20 protein-coding genes are annotated in these 21,310 nt (G+C 57.0%); 10 read left to right on the plus strand and 10 right to left on the minus strand.

All coding sequences use genetic code 11. The features are described 5' to 3' along the window. The 7 genes from arsB (at position 1) to J4G32_RS20535 (ending at position 7,970) form a co-directional block, all read left to right on the plus strand. Entirely contained in the window at positions 1–1,056 is a 1,056-nt protein-coding gene (arsB, locus tag J4G32_RS20505) for an ACR3 family arsenite efflux transporter (RefSeq protein ID WP_210497420.1), read from the plus strand. After that, positions 1,053–1,766, plus strand: coding sequence for an arsenical resistance protein ArsH (arsH, locus tag J4G32_RS20510; protein WP_210497421.1), 714 nt, complete (start codon positions 1,053–1,055; stop codon positions 1,764–1,766). The genes arsB and arsH overlap by 4 nt, the downstream gene beginning before the upstream one ends. A 932-nt stretch (positions 1,767–2,698) precedes the next feature. Next, positions 2,699–3,340 carry a TetR/AcrR family transcriptional regulator gene (locus J4G32_RS20515; RefSeq protein WP_210497422.1) on the plus strand — a complete coding sequence of 214 codons (642 nt, stop codon included), beginning with the start codon at positions 2,699–2,701 and terminating at the stop codon, positions 3,338–3,340. 526 nt (positions 3,341–3,866) lie between these two features. Next, complete coding sequence (locus tag J4G32_RS20520) at positions 3,867–5,531, plus strand: thiamine pyrophosphate-binding protein (protein WP_210497423.1); 1,665 nt, start codon at positions 3,867–3,869, stop codon at positions 5,529–5,531. Between the two features lie 59 nt (positions 5,532–5,590). Next, positions 5,591–6,370 (plus strand): fumarylacetoacetate hydrolase family protein, encoded by a 780-nt coding sequence (locus J4G32_RS20525; protein WP_210497425.1) that lies wholly within the window; start codon positions 5,591–5,593, stop codon positions 6,368–6,370. A gap of 46 nt (positions 6,371–6,416) precedes the next feature. Then, positions 6,417–7,178: an SDR family NAD(P)-dependent oxidoreductase gene (locus J4G32_RS20530; protein ID WP_210497427.1), complete on the plus strand. Its 762-nt coding sequence runs from the start codon at positions 6,417–6,419 to the stop codon at positions 7,176–7,178. Positions 7,179–7,205: 27 nt separating this feature from the next. After that, the gene (locus J4G32_RS20535; RefSeq protein ID WP_210497429.1) at positions 7,206–7,970 is read left to right on the plus strand and encodes an SDR family NAD(P)-dependent oxidoreductase; all 765 of its coding nucleotides are present in this window, start codon (positions 7,206–7,208) and stop codon (positions 7,968–7,970) included. A 37-nt stretch (positions 7,971–8,007) separates the two neighbouring features. Here J4G32_RS20535 and J4G32_RS20540 read toward each other — a convergent pair whose 3' ends face one another. The 5 genes from J4G32_RS20540 to J4G32_RS20560 are packed head-to-tail and all read right to left on the minus strand — an operon-like array spanning position 8,008 to position 12,703. Beyond that, positions 8,008–8,724 carry an ABC transporter ATP-binding protein gene (locus tag J4G32_RS20540; RefSeq protein WP_210497431.1) on the minus strand — a complete coding sequence of 239 codons (717 nt, stop codon included), beginning with the start codon at positions 8,722–8,724 and terminating at the stop codon, positions 8,008–8,010. Then, positions 8,721–9,464, minus strand: coding sequence for an ABC transporter ATP-binding protein (locus tag J4G32_RS20545; RefSeq protein ID WP_210497433.1), 744 nt, complete (start codon positions 9,462–9,464; stop codon positions 8,721–8,723). The genes J4G32_RS20540 and J4G32_RS20545 overlap by 4 nt, the downstream gene beginning before the upstream one ends. Further along, positions 9,457–10,467, minus strand: coding sequence for a branched-chain amino acid ABC transporter permease (locus tag J4G32_RS20550; protein ID WP_210497435.1), 1,011 nt, complete (start codon positions 10,465–10,467; stop codon positions 9,457–9,459). Before J4G32_RS20550 ends, J4G32_RS20545 begins: the two co-directional genes overlap by 8 nt. A gap of 1 nt (position 10,468) precedes the next feature. Continuing rightward, a complete protein-coding gene (locus J4G32_RS20555) occupies positions 10,469–11,368 on the minus strand; it encodes a branched-chain amino acid ABC transporter permease (protein WP_210497437.1) in 900 nt (299 codons plus the stop codon). 57 nt (positions 11,369–11,425) lie between these two features. Beyond that, complete coding sequence (locus J4G32_RS20560; protein WP_210497438.1) at positions 11,426–12,703, minus strand: ABC transporter substrate-binding protein; 1,278 nt, start codon at positions 12,701–12,703, stop codon at positions 11,426–11,428. Positions 12,704–12,968: 265 nt separating this feature from the next. On the opposite strand from J4G32_RS20560, the gene J4G32_RS20565 reads away from it, so the two are divergent. Next, on the plus strand, positions 12,969–14,378 hold the full coding sequence (locus J4G32_RS20565) for an FAD-binding oxidoreductase (protein ID WP_210497439.1): 1,410 nt from the start codon (positions 12,969–12,971) through the stop codon (positions 14,376–14,378). Positions 14,379–14,414: 36 nt separating this feature from the next. Then, positions 14,415–15,848, plus strand: coding sequence for an NAD-dependent succinate-semialdehyde dehydrogenase (locus J4G32_RS20570; protein ID WP_210497442.1), 1,434 nt, complete (start codon positions 14,415–14,417; stop codon positions 15,846–15,848). A gap of 285 nt (positions 15,849–16,133) precedes the next feature. Here J4G32_RS20570 and J4G32_RS20575 read toward each other — a convergent pair whose 3' ends face one another. The 3 genes from J4G32_RS20575 to J4G32_RS20585 all read right to left on the minus strand — a co-directional run bounded on the left by J4G32_RS20575 (position 16,134) and on the right by J4G32_RS20585 (position 18,669). Further along, on the minus strand, positions 16,134–17,276 hold the full coding sequence (locus J4G32_RS20575; RefSeq protein ID WP_210497444.1) for an alpha-hydroxy acid oxidase: 1,143 nt from the start codon (positions 17,274–17,276) through the stop codon (positions 16,134–16,136). A 97-nt stretch (positions 17,277–17,373) separates the two neighbouring features. Next, entirely contained in the window at positions 17,374–17,676 is a 303-nt protein-coding gene (locus J4G32_RS22220; protein WP_210497446.1) for a DUF1330 domain-containing protein, read from the minus strand. Between the two features lie 135 nt (positions 17,677–17,811). After that, positions 17,812–18,669, minus strand: coding sequence for an NADPH-dependent F420 reductase (locus tag J4G32_RS20585; protein WP_210497449.1), 858 nt, complete (start codon positions 18,667–18,669; stop codon positions 17,812–17,814). A 486-nt stretch (positions 18,670–19,155) separates the two neighbouring features. Here J4G32_RS20585 and J4G32_RS20590 point away from each other — a divergent pair, with 486 nt between their 5' ends. Next, positions 19,156–19,566 (plus strand): glycosyltransferase, encoded by a 411-nt coding sequence (locus J4G32_RS20590; protein WP_210497451.1) that lies wholly within the window; start codon positions 19,156–19,158, stop codon positions 19,564–19,566. Positions 19,567–19,693: 127 nt separating this feature from the next. Here J4G32_RS20590 and J4G32_RS20595 read toward each other — a convergent pair whose 3' ends face one another. Next, complete coding sequence (locus tag J4G32_RS20595) at positions 19,694–19,864, minus strand: hypothetical protein (RefSeq protein ID WP_210497453.1); 171 nt, start codon at positions 19,862–19,864, stop codon at positions 19,694–19,696. Positions 19,865–19,982: 118 nt separating this feature from the next. Beyond that, positions 19,983–21,310, minus strand: a 1,328-nt coding sequence (locus J4G32_RS20600; RefSeq protein ID WP_210497455.1) for a glycosyltransferase, incomplete at its 5' end; no start/stop codon positions are given.

The following is a 21,310-nucleotide window of genomic DNA, read 5'->3' on the forward strand; positions in this document are numbered from 1 at the left end:
ATGTCCACCTTTGAACGTTACCTCACCGTATGGGTGGCCCTCTGTATTGTCGCTGGGATCGCCCTTGGTCATCTGATGCCTGGCTTCTTTCAGCTCATCGGCTCGATGGAGATCGCCAAGGTCAATCTGCCCGTGGCAGTGCTGATCTGGTTGATGGTCATTCCGATGCTGCTCAAGATCGATTTTACTGCCCTGGGCCAGGTGGGAAAACACTGGCGGGGGATCGGCGTCACCCTCTTCATCAATTGGGCCGTGAAGCCGTTTTCCATGGCGGCATTGGGCTGGTTCTTCATCGCCTACCTGTTCCGGCCCTATCTGCCGGCTGACCAGATCAACAGCTACATCGCGGGGCTGATTATCCTGGCTGCCGCGCCCTGCACTGCCATGGTGTTCGTGTGGAGCAACCTGACCAAAGGTGAACCTCATTTCACCCTTAGCCAAGTCGCGCTCAACGATGTCATCATGGTGGTGGCGTTCGCGCCGATCGTCGGCTTGCTGCTGGGCCTCTCGGCCATCACGGTTCCATGGGACACGTTGGTTCTGTCAGTTGTTCTCTACATCGTGGTGCCCGTCATCATCGCGCAACTCCTGCGTCGGCGTATCCTTGCCAAGCGCGGCGAGGCGGCTTTGGCAGGCGTACTGCGGAACCTTGGGCCGGTCTCATTGGTGGCCCTGCTCACGACACTCGTGCTGCTGTTCGGCTTTCAGGGTGAACAGATCATCGCCCAGCCCATGATCATCGCCATGTTGGCGGTGCCGATCCTCATCCAGGTTTATTTCAATGCCGGTCTTGCCTACCTGCTGAATCGCCTTGTCGGCGAGCAACACTGCGTCGCAGGCCCTTCCGCCCTGATCGGTGGCAGTAACTTCTTTGAGCTGGCGGTTGCGGCTGCCATCAGCCTCTTTGGATTTCAATCCGGTGCTGCATTGGCAACGGTTGTTGGCGTTCTGATCGAGGTCCCGGTGATGCTCACCGTCGTGTGGATCGTGAACCGCAGCCAAGGCTGGTACGAACGCGGCAGGCCGGCTGTCATTCCCGTGCGAGCAAAATCATGAGCCTCACTGATCTTCCCAACATCGAAGCTGAAAGCCTCGACATTCCAACCGCCGCGAGGCTTAGGCCGCAGACCTTATCGACTCACAAGCCGCGTATTTTGCTGCTCTACGGTTCATTGCGCGATCGATCCTATAGCCGATTTCTGACGCTTGAAGCGGAGCGGTTGCTTCAACATTTCGGGGCAGAAACCCGTGTGTTTGACCCCCATGGTCTGCCCTTGCCGGATGCCACGGCTTCCGATCATCCGAAGGTTCGGGAGTTGCGTGATTTATCGCTATGGTCAGAGGGACAGGTTTGGACGAGCCCTGAGCGGCACGGCTCCATGAGCGCTGTCATGAAGGCCCAGATCGACTGGATTCCGCTTGCAGTTGGCGCTGTTCGTCCAACCCAAGGCCGCACTCTTGCCGTGATGCAAGTTTCGGGGGGGTCGCAGTCCTTCAACGCGGTGAACCAGTTGCGCGTTCTCGGGCGCTGGATGCGGATGGTGACGATCCCCAACCAATCATCGGTGGCCAAGGCCTATCAGGAGTTCGATGAGGCGGGACGGATGAGGGCTTCTTCCTATTATGACCGGGTTGTCGACGTCATGGAAGAATTGGTCAAATTCACACTGCTGACCCGAGATGTATCGAACTACCTCACTGACCGCTATAGCGAGCGTCGGGACGCATCACATGAACGGGCTAGGAAGCTGACCGCCGCTCTATGATCAAGGATCGACCGTTCAGGGTGCCGTCGGAGAGGGAGCGTCGCCTCGTTCGCTATGGCGACAGCCGCGACTGCCCTCACCGAGAAGCGGTTGAATTCGGATTCCCACTATGGATCCAGAGCGCTATCGCGGGCAGGATGCTCAAGGATCATTCTTCTCGCAAATGGCCAACTGACACCCTTCGGGGAAGAATCTTAGATAACAGGCATTTTTAACGCGACCGGACCACGGGCGGCTTTGCCGCCAATCGGCCTTCCTGAACAGATCTGTGCCGAAACGTGGATCCCGATGACAATGGCCCCAACAGAAAGAGACGGCCGTCAGGCCGGAGGTGGAAGGGCAGCCGTCCAACCCTGCCATCAGCGACGAAAGAGCCTCAAGCCCCAACGGAAGCGCAGGAGACCGCTTTCTAGAGCGCGTTGAGGGCACTTGCCGGCCTTGCCAGAAACCCCATCAAGCCCCTGTCTGTGCCATCAAGAGGCAATTTATGAGAGGGCTTATATGATCCCGATGTCGCTAGTCGCATGATCGGCGGCAAGGATCGTACTTTATGGCGCAGGATAACATCCATCCTAGGATAATCTCCAGACAGTGCTTGATCTTCGCGCCGTCGTCCATCGCCTCCTCGCGCTGGGTCGCCTCGGGATCCTCTAGATAGGCTTTCAGCTTGCGAAGGTCGTGTTCGAAGGTCCTGCGCTGTTCGGTCCATATGTCCACGCTCGGCCCTGCTCCGCGGAGCGGTCAGATAGTGATACGGATCTAGGCCGCCTGTCGAAGCGACTTGCACATGAGCTCTGCTCCTACCCGCAACTCTCCACGACGTCTCCGGCTGCTACTATGCATGGCTTGTTTCACCCGTGCACGAGCCAACAAAGTTGATGCCCAGTCGATTTTCGGTCATTGTGCGAGTGATATTCTGTCACCGAGGAATGATGAAAACGCCTGTCAAATCGTCGGTCTCCCAGAAGCGAGTCCTTGATGCCGCCGCCAAAATTTTCCGTGAGACCGGCTATGTTCAAACCACGATGCGGAGCGTGGCGAAAGAATCAAATCTCAAAGCCGGCAGCCTCTACTACCACTACAGGTCGAAGGACGACTTGATCCGTGCCGTTCTCGATCTCGGTACTCGAACGGTGATCTCGTCCGTCAAAGAGGCTTTAAATCGGTTGCCGGCCGACGCGGACTGTCGGCTCCGGATCGAAACGGCTATACAAGCCCATTTGTCGGCGATTGTTGACTGCGGCGACTATACGCTGGCAACCCGCCGGGTATTTGGACAGATCCCAGCAGACATTCGCCGCGAAAATTTGAAGTTGCGAGTTTCCTACGTGAGCATCTGGCAAGACATCCTGCAGAAAGCTCAGAGTGATGGTCAATTTCGCGCGGAAGCCAACATGACCCTCGTCCATCTCGTCGTTCTCGGGGCGCTGAATTCGACTATCGAGTGGTTTAAGCCCGACCGTGGGAGCATCGAAAAGATCGCGAGTGATTTTTCATCGATGGTTCTCAACGGTCTTCTGAAACAACCAGCTTTGCAATCCACATCGCATAAATCGCAGCATCCGATTTTGTAAAGCTTTGTAACCAGCATGCCTGATCGCACGAAGCTTTTGTTGCTTTTCAAGCTGGGTCCGACCATTTGCAGCGGCTCTGGATCTGTTTGGAATCGGCCGGCCCGACTGATTGCCCAGTACTTAGTTGCTCGCACCGATTCGCGGGCTCCGCGAGCAAGCTCGCGAGCAAGATAACCGAGACGTCTTTTGTGCAGTGCAACCTGCAAACCGATCTGGTCTCCGCACTCGCAGTATTCAAACCTTTCGTCTGACGGCACCGCCTCAGCGGCGCTAGTTTGAGACGCCATGATGTTCTGATCCTTGTCGGTAACGTGCGCCCGGTCGTTGGTTGACATCTCAAAATTGTTGAACGATTGTTAGAAAGTTGGGATGCCAGTCGAGGTTTGTACCGCCGCCCGTCAGTGTAAGCGGGATCGGCTAGGCGTTTATGTTGTGCGAGTCGTCGCTCTAAAAGTGACGCTTCGCCAATGTGAATTATTGCCCGACTTGCAAACTCCTTTGTGTCTTACGAGAAAATGGATCGAGCATGAGCTACACAGTCGGGGATCTTGTCGCCGAGTTTCTGACCGGCTGCGGTGTTGAGGTGGCTTTTGGTATCGTGTCCGTTCACAACATCCCAATTCTTGACGCCATCGGTCGACATAACCGCGTGCGTTTCGTCATGGCACGTGCAGAAGTCGGCGCCGGCCACATGGCGGACGGGTACGGCCGGGCCAGTGGCGAATTGGGCGTTCTCATATCCAGCACCGGGCCGGGTGCCGCTAACTGCGTCCCAGGACTGGTCGAAGCGCAGTTCGCCGGAACGCCTCTCCTTCACATCACTGGCCAGACCGACAGCAGGTTCACCGACCGCAACAATGGCATGGTGCACGACGCCCGCGATCAGCTTGGAATGCTCAAATCCGTCTCGAAGAGCGCCTATCGCATTCGCTCACCAGGCGAAGCGCTCGGAGTGCTGACGCGCGCGGCCGTCGACGCACTTTCTGCACCCTTCGGACCGGTCAGCGTCGAGATACCCATCGACATTCAAAAGGCGCAGCTTGCACGACCCGCAACGCTCGATAATTTTCACCTGCCCGTGCCACTTGCGAGGCAGGCCAGCAGCCAGGAATTGGATGACCTCGCCGAGTTGGTAGCGAAGGCGCGCCGACCGATGCTCTGGCTCGGCAACGGAGCGCGCGACGCGGGAGGGATAGCGGAGAAGTTTCTTGATCTTGGCTTTGGCATGGTCTCTAGCCTGGCAGGGAGAGGGATCGTGCCCGAGGATCATCCGATGAACCTCGGTGCACTAAGCGGTCACGGTATCCCCATCGTCAACGAATTCTATCAAACCGTCGATCTGATGCTTGTGGTCGGCTCTCGATTGCGCGGGCACGAGACCGGTGACTTTAACATCAAGCTACCGGGCAACCTGGTTCATATCGATGTCGATCCACTCGCGAACGGTCGAACCTATTCCAATACCTTTTTTGTCTGCGCGGACGGGGCCTCGACACTGGAGCAGCTTCATCAGCGCATTGCCTCGGCGAACGTCATTGACCCAGAATTCAAGTTAGAATTTGCTGCTATGAAAGGCCGAGCGAAACGAATCTTTCAAGGGTCCCTCGGGCCTTATCGCGAATTCGCGTCCCAACTCCGAAAAGTCATGCCGAGAGACGCGTTATGGGTCCGCGACATTACTATCAGCAACACCACTTGGGGCAATCGACTGTTCGAGGTTCTGGCGCCGCGGAGCAGCATCCATCCGGTCAGCGCGGGCATCGGTGAAGGACTTTCGCTCGGTGTTGGCGCGGCCGTCGGCGCAAAGGGGCGGAAGACCGTCATCATGTCGGGTGACGGCGGCTTCTTCTTTAATATGAGTGAGCTCTGGACCGCCGTTCAGGAAGGATTGGACGTCACGATCATCGTCATGAATGACGGGGGCTATGGCGTCATCAAACATATCCAGGATACGACCGCGAAAGGGCGCCGCTACTACACGGACCTCTTGGCTCCGGAGCTATCCGAGGTCGCGAAGCTGGCAAAAGTCCCGTTCTGGCGCGTTGACGATGCCGATGAGTTTGGCAATACGGTCGCGATGGCCCTAGCCGTCGTCGGGCCGACGATCGTGGAAGTCGATATGCGCGTAATCGGCACGCCGCCACCTTACTTCCCGTTCGCTCCGGCACCAATTGAGGACAGTGCGCAATAGCATTCCCAACTCGGCCGCCGCCGAGCTCAGTTCAATAATAAATGGAGGAAAAAACTCAGATGCGAATTGTCCGTTTTCAAAGCAGAGGCAGGCCTACCCCATCCTATGGTATCCTCGAGGACGACGTTGTCTATGCGGTGCGAGGAACTCCATTTGATGGGGATCTCGCACGCACTGGATCGTCCGAGCCTCTCTCGAGCGTGACACTCCTCGCACCCTGCGAGCCGACAAAAATTGTTGCGGGCGGAATCAGCTATCGCTCACACGCAGTGGAGATGGGTTTGGCGATTCCGACCGAGCCAGTCTTTTTCCTGAAGCCGTCGACCTGCATCACCGGGCCGGATGCGACGATCGACTACCCGCAGCAATCCGAACGCCTGGAGTACGAGGCTGAACTTGCGGTGATCGTGAAAAACAAGATGCACCGTACGCCCGTTGACAAGGTTCGCGACAATATCGTCGGTTTCACCTGCGCCAACGACGTGACCGCGAGGGATATCCAAGCTCGGGGCGGCAACATGGTGTATCTCTGCCACTCGAAAGCGTTCGATACATTCTGCCCCATCGGACCATGGATTGAGACTGATATCGACGCCAACAAGCTCGACATTCATCTCACTGTGAACGGAGAAGTTCGCCAGGCAAGCAACACAAGCGACATGCTGTTCACGATCGAGGAAATGGTTAGCTACTTTTCTCACATCATGACCCTGCTACCTGGTGACGTCGTGTTGACGGGTACTCCATTTGGTGTCGGGGAGATCAAGTCCGGAGACGTCGTGAACGTGACAGTCGAAGGCATCGGCACGCTGAGCAATACGGTCGGCTACAAGGACTAACTTTGCACGATAAGCCGACGGTAACTGCCTTGGGGAGCATTCGGCCATGAACGAAGATAAGCAAACTGCAATTGTGACCGGAGCTGGCTCGGGAATCGGGCGTGCGATTGCCGTCCGATTTCTCAGGGGCGGATGGAATGTGTTGGCCGTAGAGCAAAGTTCTGAGACCTTGGAAAGCCTGCTCAAGCAGGAATCTGCAGGTTCAGCGTTGGCTGGCATACAGTGCGACGTGACAGATCCAGCGGCGGGAACCACTATTTTCGATGCCTGCCAAGCCTCGTTCGGCCCCCCGAACTGCCTCGTCAATAACGCCGGAAAAGGCAACGCCAAAGAAGCGTCCCAAACCTCCGACGCGGATTTTGAGTTCTTCATCGACCTCAATCTGGGGAGCGTATTCCGACTATCGCGAGCGGCCGTGGATCGATTGGCGCCGCAGGGCAGCGTCGTCAACATTGCGTCGGTCTTCGGTATGACTGGATTCCGCGGCAGTGCGCCCTACTCCGCCGCAAAGGCGGGCGTTATCGGACTGACAAGGCAGATGGCTGCGGATTATGGGCGTCGAGGAATTCGATTCAACGCTGTCGCCCCCGGCATCACCGTGACCGCGGGCACGGCTGACCGCATACAGACCAATGAATGGCTGTTAAAAGCAATGGTTGGAACAGCGCCGCTCGGCCGCCTTGGGCAACCTGAAGACATTGCCGAAGCCGTGTTCTTCCTCGCCTCGCCGGCCGCATCGTATATCAGCAGCGTTGTACTGCCGGTCGACGGCGGATGGACCGGTACGCATTATTATCCGGATTTGTGACCTTCTGATCGTATTAGAGGACTGACAATGGCACGTCTCGACGGACTATGCGCGATAGTAACCGGAGGAGCCTCTGGCATCGGCGCTGCCACATCACGTCGTTTCGTGGAAGAAGGCGCGAGCGTCGTCATCGCAGATGTCCAGACTGGTGCTGGCGAAAAACTCGCGGCAGATCTCGGCAAACGGGCTATTTTTGTTCGTGCCAACCACACGAAGATGGAAGACAATCAGGCATTGGTGGCGGCAACGCTGCGACAGTTCGGAAAGCTCGACGTTCTCTGCAACAATGCCGGCATGTTGATCGAGGGAGAGATTCTTGGGATGGATCAGGACAGCCTGCAGAACCTGATCCAGGTGAATCTGGTCGGTCCTTATCTGATGGCACAAGCGGCGCTCCCGGCCCTTCGCGCCAACGCTCAAGGAACAAACCGATCGATGTTGTTTACGGGTTCCGTGCAATCGGTAAAAGGTCGGCCCGGCTATACGGCGTATGGGCTGACAAAACATGGAATTGCCGGCCTCGTCAAAAGCCTGGCCCTTGAACTCGCCCCGGAGGGGATTCGCGTCAATGGGATTTGCCCAGGCCCGACTGAAACGCAACTGTTCAAAGACGCTATGGCGCGTGCTCAGGCGCCGGACGATCTGTCGGAGAAATTCCGTTCTGGCATACCCATGCGTCGTCTGATTCAGGCAACCGAAGTGGCTGCAACTGCGGCGTTCCTGGCGGCATCGGATGCGAGCGCCATAACCGGCGCGCTGCTCCCGGTCGATGGCGGCATTACGGCGGGCTGACCTCTAGCCGATGCGCCGATGGTCGGCCTGGTTTCTGTCAGGCGAGACCAAAAATCTCTCGTGTTAGAAGCGCCTCGTCATCGAGCTCTGCGGCATCCAGTTTCCGAATGGTGCCGTTTACGATCAGGTGAACGTTGCGGGTGGTAGAAGACACGATCTGAAGGTCCTGTTCGACGAGAAGGACAGTCATCTCCTCCGCAATCGAGTTGATTGCACCGTAGACGGCTTCGACGATTTGAGGGGCGAGGCCCTGCGATGGCTCGTCCAGCATCAGAAGCTTCGGTTCGGACATGAGCGCGCGGCCAATGGCGACCATTTGCTGTTCGCCACCCGACATGACGCCAACAGTCCGATGATAGAGTTGACGAAGTTTCGGGAAGAGCGTCAGTACCCGTTCTGTCGTCGCCTCGACATTCTGCCTGTCCCACCGCGTCTCGCGTGGCGCTGCGCAACGGCCGAGTCGCAGGTTTTCTCCCGTCGTCATATCCGAAAACAGGTTTCTTTTTTCAGTCACCAGGGCAATGCCGCGTTCGGCACGAAGTTCTGGTTTCAACCGACCGATCTCGAAGCCGTCCATGGTGATGGACCCGCTGCGCAACGGAACAAATCCCGCGATGGTCTCGAGTAAAGTCGTTTTCCCGGCGCCGTTCGGTCCGATCAGCGCCACGCGATCGCCCGCCGCGAGCGATAGGTTAATTTCATGCAGAACCTGGATGATCGAGTATCCCGAAGATACTCCTTTCATCTCCATCATATTTGAGCCCCCGCCGTCTTCTGCCGTCCGAGATAGACGCTGATCACATCGGGGTTTCGCGCAATTTCCAGAGGCGAGCCCACAGCGATCTTGCGGCCGTGGTCCATCGCGACGATCCTGTCAGCCAGTTCCATCATCAGCCGCACATTGTGTTCAATCCAGATGATCGCGATGCCGGTATCCTTCAGCTTGCGCACAACGGCAGCCGTGCTGCGCTGCTCCACTTGGCTCAATCCTGCGAAAACTTCATCAAGGAGAAGCAATTTGGGTCGCAACGACGCTGCACGTGCAAACTCAAGAAGGCGAAGCTGTCCCGGCGTGAGATCACTAGGCAGGCTGCTCATTTTCGCTTCCAGTCCGAGATCGACCAGCGTTATGTCCGCAATCCGCTTGGCGTCCGATTTCGATTTACCGTGAGCGATCAGTCCGACCTGCACATTCTCGCTGACTGAAAGACTCCAGATCGGGAGGGGGATCTGAAATGTCCGTGAGATACCTGCAATCGAACGCTTCCATGCCGGATACGTCGTGATGTCTTCGCCGTCCATGAGAAGGCGGCCGCCGTCAGCCTTGTAGATACCCGCGAACGTGTTGAACAGCGTCGTTTTTCCGGCGCCGTTCTGACCCATGATTCCCAGAATTTGTCTCGGAATGGCTTCAAGCGAGACATCATTGACCGCGATCAATCCGCCGAAGCGCTTTGTCAGGTTTTCTGCAACTAGTACGGGGGACTCAGACATGGATGTGCTCCGGCCGCAACGCTGGCTCGGCGTTCCGTCTGTTTCTCGCGTTTCTCAACTGCCTGAAGATGCCGATCAAACCACCTGGAAACACGACGACAATGAGCACGAGCGTCGCGCCATACACCATGTCGGTGAGTCCTACGGCGTCTGTGACGCCCACGCCCCGACGAACGCCTTCGTGGATCAATGTCACTGCCAACGCGCCGATAAAGGGCCCCCAAAGTGTTCCGAGCCCGCCAATCACCGTAGCGATAATTGTCGACAGGAGAAGTTCGAATGGAAACACATTGTCGACGGTGACAAAAAGCGAACTGAGCGCGAAGATCGATCCGACGAGCGCCGGGGGTATGGCGCTCGCAACAGCAACGGAGGTCAAAATGCGCACAACGGGGACGCCCAGTGACGACGCAGCCCGTTCACTGTCCCTGGACGCAGTGATCAACAGTCCCCACTTGCTTCGCTGCACCCAGAGTTGGAGAGCAAGCAGCACGCCGGTTAGCCCGATCAGCGCATAATAGTAATATGTCTTGTCCAGAAATGCGAAGCGGCCGGGGTCATTGACGAAGGGAAGATAAATGCCGCCGAGCGAGTACTCATTTTCAAAGCCTCGGCTTAGAGCACCAATTCCCTCGGCAGCCATCAGCGTCAAAAGCGCGAAATAGAGCTCGGTGACCTTCAGCCGGAAGCTGAGATAACTGATGACGCCCGCAAGCGTCGCGGTGATGACCGTTCCCGCGAGAATCCCAAAGATAGGATGAATTCCAAGCTTTGCCACTGCAATAGAACAGCTGTAAGCACCAATTGCGTAGAACGCGATATGAGCCATGTTCATGAGGCCGCCGAGACCGCACACCCAGTTCCAGCTGACTGCGAGGGCTGCATAAGCCGCGAAGCTCATGAGCAGATCGATTGTCGTCAGATTGAAGCTTGGCACCAGCAAGCAGACCGACATCACAAGCGGAATGATCATGAAACCAAAAAATGGTTTGAATGAGGACATGTCAGCGCTCTTTCTTCATGCCGAAATTCAGACGGATGTTCCCAAGACCCTGCGGAACCAGAGCAATGAAGGCGCCCACGAAAAGGTACGGTACTGCATTCTTGATGATGTTTGGCATGTAGGTCTGCGAAAAAACCTCCACCAGTGCAACGAGGAATGCCGCGATCATCGCGCCACGCAGACTGCCAAGCCCCCCCACCGCAATCGTAAAGAATGCAATCAAGATGTACTTGTTGGAATCGGCCGGCGCTAGCGGCAGAAACAAGACGAGCAGTCCACCTGCCAACGCACCGAGTGCTGCCGCCAACGAGACTGTTAAGATGCGGATCCGCAGAATATGGATGCCGACGAGCGCCGCACCCTTGGGGTCGGTGGCCGTGGCCCGGATCATCTGTCCAAACCGTGTGTTCAGCATGAACATGAACAGAATGAGCGTGGCGATCCCAATGAGCCCCCCGACGACGCGGCCCGTGCTGAGATAGGTCGGGCCAATTTGCAGTGTCGTTTGAGCAGCGGGAATCTGAGCGAGAACGATGTCCGTCCCGAATTTTGTCAGCAGCGCACCGCCGATAACCACCGCGATACCGATGGTCCCCACCAGTTGCGGCAGGTGGTCTCTCTCCAATAGCTTTCGGAGGAGCACGCCCCAGACAAATGCTCCGAAAGCAGCCACGGCAACCATTGCAAGAAGAATGCACAGGGCGGCATCCAGAACGGTGCCCCCTGTGAAAAGTTTTGTGCTCGCCCAGTACGTAATGAAGCCAGCAAGAACGACGTATGACCCGTAGGCAAAGTCGATCACTTTCAGGGTTCCGAGGACGAGCGAGAAGCCGACCGCGATCAACGCGTACATAGCGCCGACCACGAGCCCAGATGCAAGGGCTTGGAGAAACAGTTGCATGCGTACAGCCTTGGTTCGCGGTCGATATCCGCCTAACGCGCCAGAGTGTGCCTGCGGCTAGCCCTTCATGATGTCCGCCCATTTGGGACGCGGATAAACGACCTGGGTTGTCGCGAACTCCGAGGGCAATACGGCCCGATGGACGCCATCCCGGATCTGGTAATAGGCACCGCGACTAACAGGATTTGCCCCGTTGGGGCTGATTTTGATGCCATCCGGGATGATTACATTCTGGTCGCCGACCTTTACGTCGAGGCTTGCGAGCGCTTCCCGTATCGAATCACGATCGCTTGGATCTGGCGCCGCGCGTATAGCCGCGACGACGCCGCTAAATCCGTTGTAGCTAACGCCGGCCAACGGATCAGGCAGCCGGCCCGTTTTCTCCAGGAACAGCTTTACAAAGCGCTGACTTGCTTCCGCCTTCAGATCATGAAGAAAGGGGGTCTGCCCCATCACATAGTCCGCGCCTTTGCCCAGCGCTTTGATGAATTCGAGGTTCGGCATCGCGCCGTAAATGGAGGAGATGGCAAGAGGATTGTAGTCCTGTTCACGCATGGCTTTCAGAACGAGCACCGAGTCCTGCGGAAAGGAGATGACAATCGGAAAATCAATGCGATCCGACTTCAGGCGCGAAACGAGGGGACCGAAGTCTGACGTCAAAGGATCATAGGGATAGCTGGGGGCGATGTTCCAATCGACCGACTTGGGGGCCAATTTCTCGAATTCACGGTGATAGGATGGTCCGCCGAACTTGTTTTCGAAAACAAACGCAACGCGTTCTGGTTTGACGCCCGATTTCGCGATGATGTCCTTCGTGAAATCAAGGTAGGCTTGCACCATGCCTTCGCCATTGTTGCAGGTGCTGAAGGTATATTTGAGACCACGTTGATTGATCTCCGGCGGCGTCGACGCCATGTTTATGATCGAAATCCGTTGACGCTCTGCCTCAATGGAGGATTGCAGGATCGACGGGCCAGCAACAAGCGACGGCAGCGCGATGATAGTCTTGTCCCGTGCCAGGCGCGCGATTTCCGACACGCCGACCTCGGGTTTGCTTTGATCATCCGCGAAGGTCAGCTTTATCATCCCGGCGCCGTTGCCCCAGATTCCGCCCTGGCTGTTGATCTGTTCTATGCACAGCTCGAATGTGCTCTTCCCAGAAGTGCCGAAAGCAGCTGCCGGACCCGTCAAAGAGAAAAGCGAGCCGATATTGACCTCAGCGGGTCGCTTGCTCTGTGCCCGACCAATGCTGGGTGCGGCAAGCACGAGCACGCCGGCCCCAGCTCCTTTCAGAAACGTGCGTTTGTCGAGACCGATCTGTCCACGAATCTTCATAAGTTCCTCCCCATGGCCGCATGTTTGAATGGCGGCTCTTTCTGTATGGCGTCACGAAAGAACGGATGATCCCGAGCTAGGATTCTTTTTACCTGGGATAACCAGTCTTGCTATCAAACGTGCGTTAGAAAATTTTTGCAAGCGAATTTGAGGGACCTCAGTATTTAAGAAACCGCGTCGGGCACGGGATGACAGATCGGCTTGCATTCTAACACTTGTTCAGTCATGGATTCGGGTAATGAGACGCCAACACCTTGGGGGGATAATGACGGAAGTCACCAGAACTGAGGAATCGACCCCGCTCAAAATTCGTGCTTTCGAGGAATTGTCGGACCTGCTGCGCGCTCGCTTCACGACGAACGAGATACTACGACAGCAGCACGCGAATACGATAGCTTGGGCAACGAACCAGCCGCCCGAGGCCGTCGCTTATCCCGAGAATGAAGACGAGGTAGTTGCCATCGTCCGCATTTGCAGCGCAGCGGGGCTCCCCATTATCCCGTTTGGAACGGGCAGTTCGTTCGAAGGTCAGACGAACGCACCTTTCGGCGGCGTCTCGATCGACACGTCTCGGATGAAGCGGATTATTGCAGTTCACGATGACGATATGGATTGCGTGGTGGAACCCGGGGTTACCCGCAAGGAGCTCAATGAATATCTCCGTGACAAGGGGCTTTTCTTCCCGATCGATCCCGGTGCTGACGCGTCGATCGGCGGCATGGTGGCGACCCGCGCTTCCGGAACAAACGCGGTGCGCTATGGCACAATGCGGGAAAGCGTCCTTTCTCTCAGAGTGGTCCTTCCCAACAGCGATGTCGTCAGAACGGGTTCACGGGCCAAAAAAAGCTCCGCTGGCTTCGACCTGACGCGGCTCTTCGTCGGCTCGGAAGGCATTTTGGGTGTGGTCACTGAAATCACCTTAAAACTGCATGGTATCGCGCAGGCTATTTCGGCAGGCATCTGCCCCTTTCCCACTGTCAAAGCGGCCTGCGATGCCGCGATCATGACGATCCAGTCTGGCATCCCTATTGCCCGGATCGAACTGATGGACGAGATGCAGATCAAAGCCTGCAACATTTACTCGAAGCTGAATCTGCCCGAACAACCGATGCTATTCGTTGAGTTTCAAGGGACGGAAAACGGAGTGATCGAGCAGGCCGAGCTCTTTGGCGAGATCGTAACCGAAGTTGGCGGCGGGCCGTTCGAATGGGCAACTGCGGCAGAGGATCGCTCCCGTCTATGGGTTGCCCGGCACGACGCATTCTGGGCATGCAACACCTTGCGGCCAGGCGCCAAGACGGTCGCAACGGATGTCTGTGTGCCGCTCTCGCGCCTGGCGGAATGCGTAGAGGCCACGCAGCGCGACATTCGAGAAACGGGCCTCATCGCGACGATCGCGGGACATGTGGGCGACGGGAATTTCCACGTTGTACCCTTGGTCGACATGGACAATCCGGCCGAGATTGAGGCCATCGAAGGCTTTCTGCATCGTCTGGTCGAGCGTGCCCTGCTCATGGAGGGAACATGCTCGGGGGAGCATGGCATCGGCCAGATGAAGCGAAAGTACATGCGCGCCGAGCACGGCGACGCCGCGATCCGACTTATGCATGCGCTCAAAGCGGCCGTTGATCCCCAATCGATTATGAACCCGGGCAAGCTGTTGCCGCCCCTCTAACAATCCCTCGGTGGTGAGCAAGAACTGGATTATGACATGCCGACTTCTCCGGAAATCCTATCGTTCATGGTCGCTGGCGAATGGCGCAGCGCCGGCAGAGAACTCGAGCCTGTGTTCAACCCGGCGACGGGGGATACAATCGCGATGCTGCCCCACGCAACGATCAAGGATCTCGACGACGCCCTAGACGGTGCGGAGCAAGGGTTCGAGGTCTGGCGAAAGGTATCGGCCTTCGATAGGTCCAAGGTGTTGCGGGGCGCCGCGGATATTCTGCGCAGAGGCGTTTCCGAGATCGCGGCGCGAATGACGCTGGAGCAGGGCAAGCCACTCGCCGAGGCCCGCGTCGAAACGATTGTCGCCGCTGACACATTCGACTGGTTTGCGGAAGAAGGTCGCCGAGCCTACGGCCGCGTCATCCCGGCGCGTTACCCCGGTCAGCGGCAGATCACAATCCGCCAGCCCGTCGGTCCGGTGGCTGCCTTCGCGCCTTGGAATTTTCCCGCCATGGGCCCTGCCCGCAAAATTGCCGCGGCGCTCGCCGCCGGATGCTCCTGCATCATCAAACCATCTGAAGAAGTGCCGATGACGGCAATCGCTATCGCTAAGGCCCTGGAGGAAGCGGGGCTTCCGAAGGGCGTCCTGTCGCTGGTTTTTGGCTCGCCTTCTCAAATTTCGACCCATCTGATTGCTTCGCCAATCATTAGAAAGATTACGTTCACCGGCTCGACAGCGGTCGGGAAGGAGCTTGCGGGCTTGGCGGCGCAGGGTGCGAAGCGCGCTACAATGGAGCTAGGAGGCCACGCTCCAGTTTTGGTTTTCGACGACGTTGACGTCGATCAAGTTGCCCAGATGGCAGCGATGGGAAAGTATCGCAATGCTGGCCAGGTGTGCATTTCACCAACGCGCTTCTACGTCATGGAACCCGTTCTAGAGAGATTCACACAAGCGTTCGCAAATGTTGCTAAGAAGCTTGCGGTCGGAAATGGACTGGACGAGTCGAAGCAGATGGGTCCTGTTGCTAATCCCCGGCGGCTACAGGCAATGGGCCAGTTGATCGGGGACGCGGTCAGCCATGGCGCGAAAGTCGAGGCGGGCGGCGATCGAATCGGTAACCAGGGAAATTTCTGGAGCCCGACCGTCCTCAGCAACGTCAATTCCGAGTCCAACATCATGAACCTGGAGCCCTTCGGGCCCGTCGCCGTGATCAACCCAATGAGTGGGTTGGACGACGCTATCGCGCAGGCCAACCGTCTGCCCTATGGACTTGCCGCTTATGCGTTTACGCGGTCCAACAGCAACATCATCGCTCTTGGCGAGGGCGTGGATGCGGGCATGATCGGGATCAATACTCTGCTTGTTTCGAGCCCGGAAGTACCGTTCGGCGGCGTGAAAGAAAGCGGCTATGGCCACGAGGGTGGAATCGAGGGATTGGACGCATTTCTTCACACGAAATCGATCAGTGAGATGTGAATTGCCGTCACCGCGTTGCGTCACTGGAGGTGGAGTCGCGCGGGGCTGGACCGTTTCGGCGGTTCCTTGAATGGCGGGAACGATCTGTTGTGTTTGTCTCGTCCCATCGCCTTCAGGCGAGCCGGTCTCGACGTCGCTCTGAAATGCTCTAATCCACCCTCGCCTCCAAAGCGCCCGTTCGTCCCCACATGCGTACCCAGCCGCACACGAGAGCGGTGAAAACTCGGTATCGGGTTGTGTTGTCAGCAGTCCATCATCCGCGTGATTGAAGCGATCTTTCGTAGATCACAGGCGAACCATGCGAGGCGTGAACTCACTCATTGAACGCACACCCATTAACGCCTGAGCAATATCAAGTTCATTGCGCAGTAAAGAGAGCGCGCGTTCGATCGCGGGCTGTCCGCCTGTTGCCGACGCGAACAAGGTCGGACGTCCAATTTGGACTGCATGTGCGCCCATAGCCAGTGCTTTGGCGATATCGGTCCCAGTGCGGAAGCCACTATCAATCAGAAGGGTAAGCCTGCCTCCCGATTCCGCGACGAATTCTGGCAGCATTTCGATCGACGACACCGCGCCGTCGAGTTGGCGTCCGCCGTGATTGCTGATCACGATTCCGTCGACGCCAGCCGAAATGGCGTGCCTGACCTGAGACGGATCAAGCATGCCTTTGACGACCAGCGCGCGCGGCCAGAGATCGCGCAATGTCTTGATGTAGTCCCAGCTTATCGCGGGATCGAGTTGCTGCTGCAGGACAGCTGCAATCGTTGGTGCCTCCTGCTGGCCGAATGCCTCGCTCACCAGCTCCATGCGCGGCGCACCGGCTTTCAGCATTTTCATGGCCCAGCCAGGATGGGCGGCAACACTCGCCAACTTTGGCAACGTCCACACGAAAGGAACCGAGAATCCATTCCGGTTGTCCCGAAGGCGCGTGCCAGGAATGGGATTATCAACGGTGATTTCAACGACATCGAAACCGAGATCATCCGCCCTGCGCAGGATGTTTTGGGTGATCGCACGGTCGCGAAAGGGATAGAGCTGAAACCATTTGGACCCGCTCCCCGCGCTGGCGACGTCTTCCATACGGGCAGATGCGGCCGTGCTCATAACGTATGGAATGCCTGCCTGACCTGCTGCGGCCGCGAGCAACAGCTCGGCCTTCGGCCATGTTATGGCGGCCAGTCCAGTGGGTCCGATGATTAACGGCATCGAATACGACTTGCCGAATAGATTGACCGATTGTGTCCTTGTCGATACGTCGATTGGTGCCGAGGGGACCAACCTTATCCTATCGAGCGCTGTTCGGTTCTCGAGAAGCGTTGCCTCGCTTCCCGAGCCTCCGTCAATAAAATCGAACACCATGCGGGGAAGCATTTTCCGTGCGAGCGCGCGAAACTCCGCAATTGAATTTGCTCTTTCGAAATTTCGCATCAAGCCCGCTTTCGACATACTGAAGCCCGAGGGGAAAACCCAATGGTTGGCTCGAAGTCAGTGTATCCAGCTGCTGGATACTGTCCGGCGTCGCAGCCTAAATCGGGTTCTCCAATGCCTCGACAAGGAACAGGTCTCCGTCGCAGAGGGCCGTGCGAATAGACCTTAAACGGGCATACTCCTCGGAATGATACCATTCGAGGGCTTTGTCATAAGAAGGAAACTCAATGACGACGACCCTGCTTCTGGGCTCGCGTCCCTCAAGTGATTTGGTTCGCCCCCCGCGAACCAACATTTGGCCTCCGAACCGCTTGACTGACACCGGAGCGCCCGTCCGATATTCAGCGATAGCATCATGATCGGCCGCATCGACCTGTGCTAGAATGTAGGCTTTCGGCATGCTTTCCCCCGACGCAGTCGTTCAAAATGGTGCCGTCATTCGCCGAGCACCAAACGCTGCTGTTGTCTCAATTTTGAACGCATGTTCGATTTTAGATACCAACTTCACGATGTCAACGTCTTGGCGGCTCTGAAACTATTTGACCAGTGAGAGCACCCGCGGCGCGCAGATCACCCCGATGTTCAGATCGGAGGTACCGCAAGCACCAAACAACGCAAATAGCAGCGGCGCGTACATCTCTGTTGCCCGCGCCGCTCGGATGTTCCCAAGGTCTATCATCGCATCTCTGTCCCAGCCAAATTCGCCTAGCAATTCTTTGACTGTCTCTTTCGCTGCCGTCGCGTCCCCCGCCAGAAACACATTGTGGTGCCCCGGAACTCTTGCCGGATCAACCATCAGATTGACGTGCATCGTGTTCAGCGTTTTGACAACGAGCGTGGCGGGAAACGCCCGCTGGATCTGCTCGCCAAGACTATCGGTATTCGCAAAAGCGAGCTGCGGGGGTGACCCCTCGGTGTAGATTAGCGGTACCGCAAGGTCGATCAGAACCTTGCTTGCCAAGTTGTGCGCCCCAGCCAATTCGAGCACCATCAACGAGTTGTTTCCTGCGGTCGCATTCATCACGACGTCCCCCCAAGCAGCGGCTTCGTCAAACGACGCAAGCCGCACGTTTGGGTTCGCAGATTGCCACTCGGAATAGGGCGGTGCAGCTTTGGGGCCCGGCTCCGTGCGCGAGAGCGTCACGCTCACACTTCTTGTACCGATCGTAACGTCGTGACCGAGGTCCACCAACCGTGCGGCGATAGCGCGGCCAACCCTGCCAGTTCCGAGGACTGCAATTCTCATTGTAGCATCCAATTTAATACGCAGGTCCGATTGCATCGCAACTGACATATTCTGATAGAATTTAGAAATGATAATGTAAGTCCATGATACTGTCTTCTTTATTGTCTGAACCACCAGAGGCTCAAAAGACCGGTAGCTTTGGCTCAAAATGTGCGCTTCAACCTCATCATGTGGCCGGTCGGCAAGTCGTTCTGCTAACAAAGTCGGGTGGCATGGTCAGCGTGGTTTTCGCCGACCTTAACCCGAGAGCTGCTTTGCCCGCGCTGCGCGAGACGGTCCGAGCCTGGAAACCGGACTTCATCGTGCGGGAGTCGGCGGAGTTCACCGCCGCTGTTCTGGCTGCGGAAAATAACATTCCCATTGCCAGCGTCGTCACCACCAATGCCCACACAGAGGCCCTCGCCCTCGCGAGAGCAGTGGCTGCCGTCGACGTTTGCGTCAGGAGGCTGGACTTGACCCGGATAATGGGAAGGCTCTGCGCACGACGCCGACTTTCACGGCGTTTCCTGGGTCGTTGGATGGTGATGCGATACCGGTGAGCGCCCTTGCGCCGCTCCGTGTACGGACTCCAAAGGAGAAACTGGATCCTGCCAGTCCGGTTCGGCATGGGCGCTCGACGATGGACGTCCGCTGGTGTTCATCACCTTCGGCACGTTGGCGGCCGGGTCGCCAAAGAACCATGAACTGTTTCGCAACACGCTCGACGCCGTCGCCGCCTTGCCGGTCCTGGCACTGTTCTCGACCGGGACCGAGATCGATCGTGCCCTGCTTGGCGTCATCCCCGAGAACGTAACCGTTGAGTCCTGGGTCCATCAGAGCGAGGTCTTTCCACGAGCGGCGGCTCTCGTCTGTCACGGCGGTACGGGCACGGTCCTCGCCGGGCTGGCCAATGGATTGCCGATGGTACTCACGCCCCTGAACGCCGATCAGCCCGAAGACGCGCGCAGAGTGCAAGCAACCGGGGCGGGTATCGCGCTGCTCGGACGACGAAGTTCGTCGATGCCGCTCTGGTGGCGGCAGCTCCCGTTGCCGTGGCGAAAGTGACAGGCTTTCTGCCAGCCTTAGTTGAAGCCCTTGAGGCTGTGTCAATGGCGGTCGCTTATTAGCAGGCTCGGTCAACATGGCTACACTGCGTATGGAGATGAAGCGCTGTTAATCACGCACATGCATGTCATAGTGCTACAGTGTCGATGTAGTGATCATCTTTATCGATCTTGGCCTGCCATTTCAGCATGAACCATTGGCGATACGGAGTGTTTCGAAACCCAAATCGCGCTTGCGGCTCGGTTGCCGCTTTTGTGAGCGTCAATGACCACAGTGCGTCACCCAGTTTACGCTCCATTCTGGCCCGTTCATTGGTTCATGCGGCTCCGGAGCCAGTCGCATCTCGCTCCCGCGGCCTGCGAGACGCAAGTCGATCGATCTTTTAAAGAGATGGCAGGCGCGAAGGGCGTCGGAATCTAGCCTCCGGCATCGGAACCAACAGACTTCCGGCGAATGGCCGCGCGCCCCCTCCCCAACAGGCGCACCAATATTGGCTTTCGAAGGCGCTCGATCTCGCGCATATATACCGAATTTAAACGGCCGATCTCTGCGTTAAGATTTTCTACGTGTCCATTCATTTCGTCGATAGTCTCTATATGTTTCTTTTTTACTTTCGAAAGTTCTTCGTTCAGCCCTTCTGTTGCTTTGGTGTAATAGCTATTGATCTCTCCCATTCGAGCGTCGAATTGCGCCTGCATTCGGTCAATCTCAATCTGCATTCCATCTCTTGTGTGTTCCAACTCGGCGACTTGAATCTCATGAGGCGTCAGATCTGCGTTCGCTTTCCCTCGATCAAGGCGATCCGCCAATAGCTTTGGAAAATTAAATGCTCGCTGAGACAAATTGCCCTTCATAACAAGCGCGTTGATCTGCTCAAATGTTTCCTTGCTCGCTATCTGCCAATTAAAGGTGGACATGAAAAGATCTTTGGCCTTGCGCGACTGAGCTTGGAGCAACGGGCGATCGGCAACGTAACGATTGATCTCATGTGCAAGTGCTGTTTTATCGCTGAAGTTAACCACCGACCCGAGCTCGTTTGCCACCACCAACGATTTCACGAACTCGATCTCATTGGTGATGATCGGCATGCCCGCCGCCATATATTGCGATAACTTGTTTGGCGAGGCGAAGCGATAGTTGAGATGCTGCGGTTCGTAAGGGATGAGGCCGACATCGGATTCACGCGCGGCTGCGACGAGTTCGGTCTCCGCGACCGCATCAGGAAAGAAGACAGAATGATCGAGCAGACCGCTTCTCCTGGCTTGGTCAATCAACGTCATCTTGAATCGGCTGTCAGGACCACGCAGCCACAGTTTCGCGCGCGGGTCGACGGAATCCCACGCGTCAATGAGTTTCTCGATACCTCGGAATGGCGAGAAATTCCCCTGATAAAGGAAACGGACGTCGGACCGCTCGGCGTTTCTGGCGAGGGTGGCTTCCAGATCGATATCCTTCTCAGACCCGAGCGATGTGCAATTGGGAATGTAGCCAAAAGTGCATTCATAGGCGCTCCCCATGGCGTGCGCCATCTGCGGCGACACCGCCACCCGTAGAGCAGTATGGGCAACGAGAGACTTCTCCAGGTTAGACCAAAAATCGATTTCCCAGTGACGCATATCCGGGTTCGAGTATGGCCAGTATTCATGGGCGTCGTAGATGACCGGAACGCCGTATTCCTCCGCCAGGGCGATGGCTGCGGGTAGCGTGTCGAGATCGACCGCCACAACCACGTCGAACCCGCCGA

It is taken from the genome of Microvirga antarctica (genome assembly GCF_017921815.1).
Taxonomy (GTDB): Bacteria; Pseudomonadota; Alphaproteobacteria; order Rhizobiales; family Beijerinckiaceae; genus Microvirga; species Microvirga antarctica.

Excerpts from the sequence above, each read along its gene's own strand:
- arsB (WP_210497420.1), top strand. The coding sequence starts at position 1 with ATGTCCACCTTTGAACGTTACCTCACCGTATGGGTGGCCCTCTGTATT.
- arsH (WP_210497421.1), top strand. The coding sequence starts at position 1,053 with ATGAGCCTCACTGATCTTCCCAACATCGAAGCTGAAAGCCTCGACATT.
- J4G32_RS20515 (WP_210497422.1), top strand. The coding sequence starts at position 2,699 with ATGAAAACGCCTGTCAAATCGTCGGTCTCCCAGAAGCGAGTCCTTGAT.
- J4G32_RS20520 (WP_210497423.1), top strand. The coding sequence starts at position 3,867 with ATGAGCTACACAGTCGGGGATCTTGTCGCCGAGTTTCTGACCGGCTGC.
- J4G32_RS20525 (WP_210497425.1), top strand. The coding sequence starts at position 5,591 with ATGCGAATTGTCCGTTTTCAAAGCAGAGGCAGGCCTACCCCATCCTAT.
- J4G32_RS20530 (WP_210497427.1), top strand. The coding sequence starts at position 6,417 with ATGAACGAAGATAAGCAAACTGCAATTGTGACCGGAGCTGGCTCGGGA.
- J4G32_RS20535 (WP_210497429.1), top strand. The coding sequence starts at position 7,206 with ATGGCACGTCTCGACGGACTATGCGCGATAGTAACCGGAGGAGCCTCT.
- J4G32_RS20540 (WP_210497431.1), bottom strand. The coding sequence starts at position 8,724 with ATGATGGAGATGAAAGGAGTATCTTCGGGATACTCGATCATCCAGGTT.
- J4G32_RS20545 (WP_210497433.1), bottom strand. The coding sequence starts at position 9,464 with ATGTCTGAGTCCCCCGTACTAGTTGCAGAAAACCTGACAAAGCGCTTC.
- J4G32_RS20550 (WP_210497435.1), bottom strand. The coding sequence starts at position 10,467 with ATGTCCTCATTCAAACCATTTTTTGGTTTCATGATCATTCCGCTTGTG.
- J4G32_RS20555 (WP_210497437.1), bottom strand. The coding sequence starts at position 11,368 with ATGCAACTGTTTCTCCAAGCCCTTGCATCTGGGCTCGTGGTCGGCGCT.
- J4G32_RS20560 (WP_210497438.1), bottom strand. The coding sequence starts at position 12,703 with ATGAAGATTCGTGGACAGATCGGTCTCGACAAACGCACGTTTCTGAAA.
- J4G32_RS20565 (WP_210497439.1), top strand. The coding sequence starts at position 12,969 with ATGACGGAAGTCACCAGAACTGAGGAATCGACCCCGCTCAAAATTCGT.
- J4G32_RS20570 (WP_210497442.1), top strand. The coding sequence starts at position 14,415 with ATGCCGACTTCTCCGGAAATCCTATCGTTCATGGTCGCTGGCGAATGG.
- J4G32_RS20575 (WP_210497444.1), bottom strand. The coding sequence starts at position 17,276 with ATGCGAAATTTCGAAAGAGCAAATTCAATTGCGGAGTTTCGCGCGCTC.
- J4G32_RS22220 (WP_210497446.1), bottom strand. The coding sequence starts at position 17,676 with ATGCCGAAAGCCTACATTCTAGCACAGGTCGATGCGGCCGATCATGAT.
- J4G32_RS20595 (WP_210497453.1), bottom strand. The coding sequence starts at position 19,864 with ATGGAGCGTAAACTGGGTGACGCACTGTGGTCATTGACGCTCACAAAA.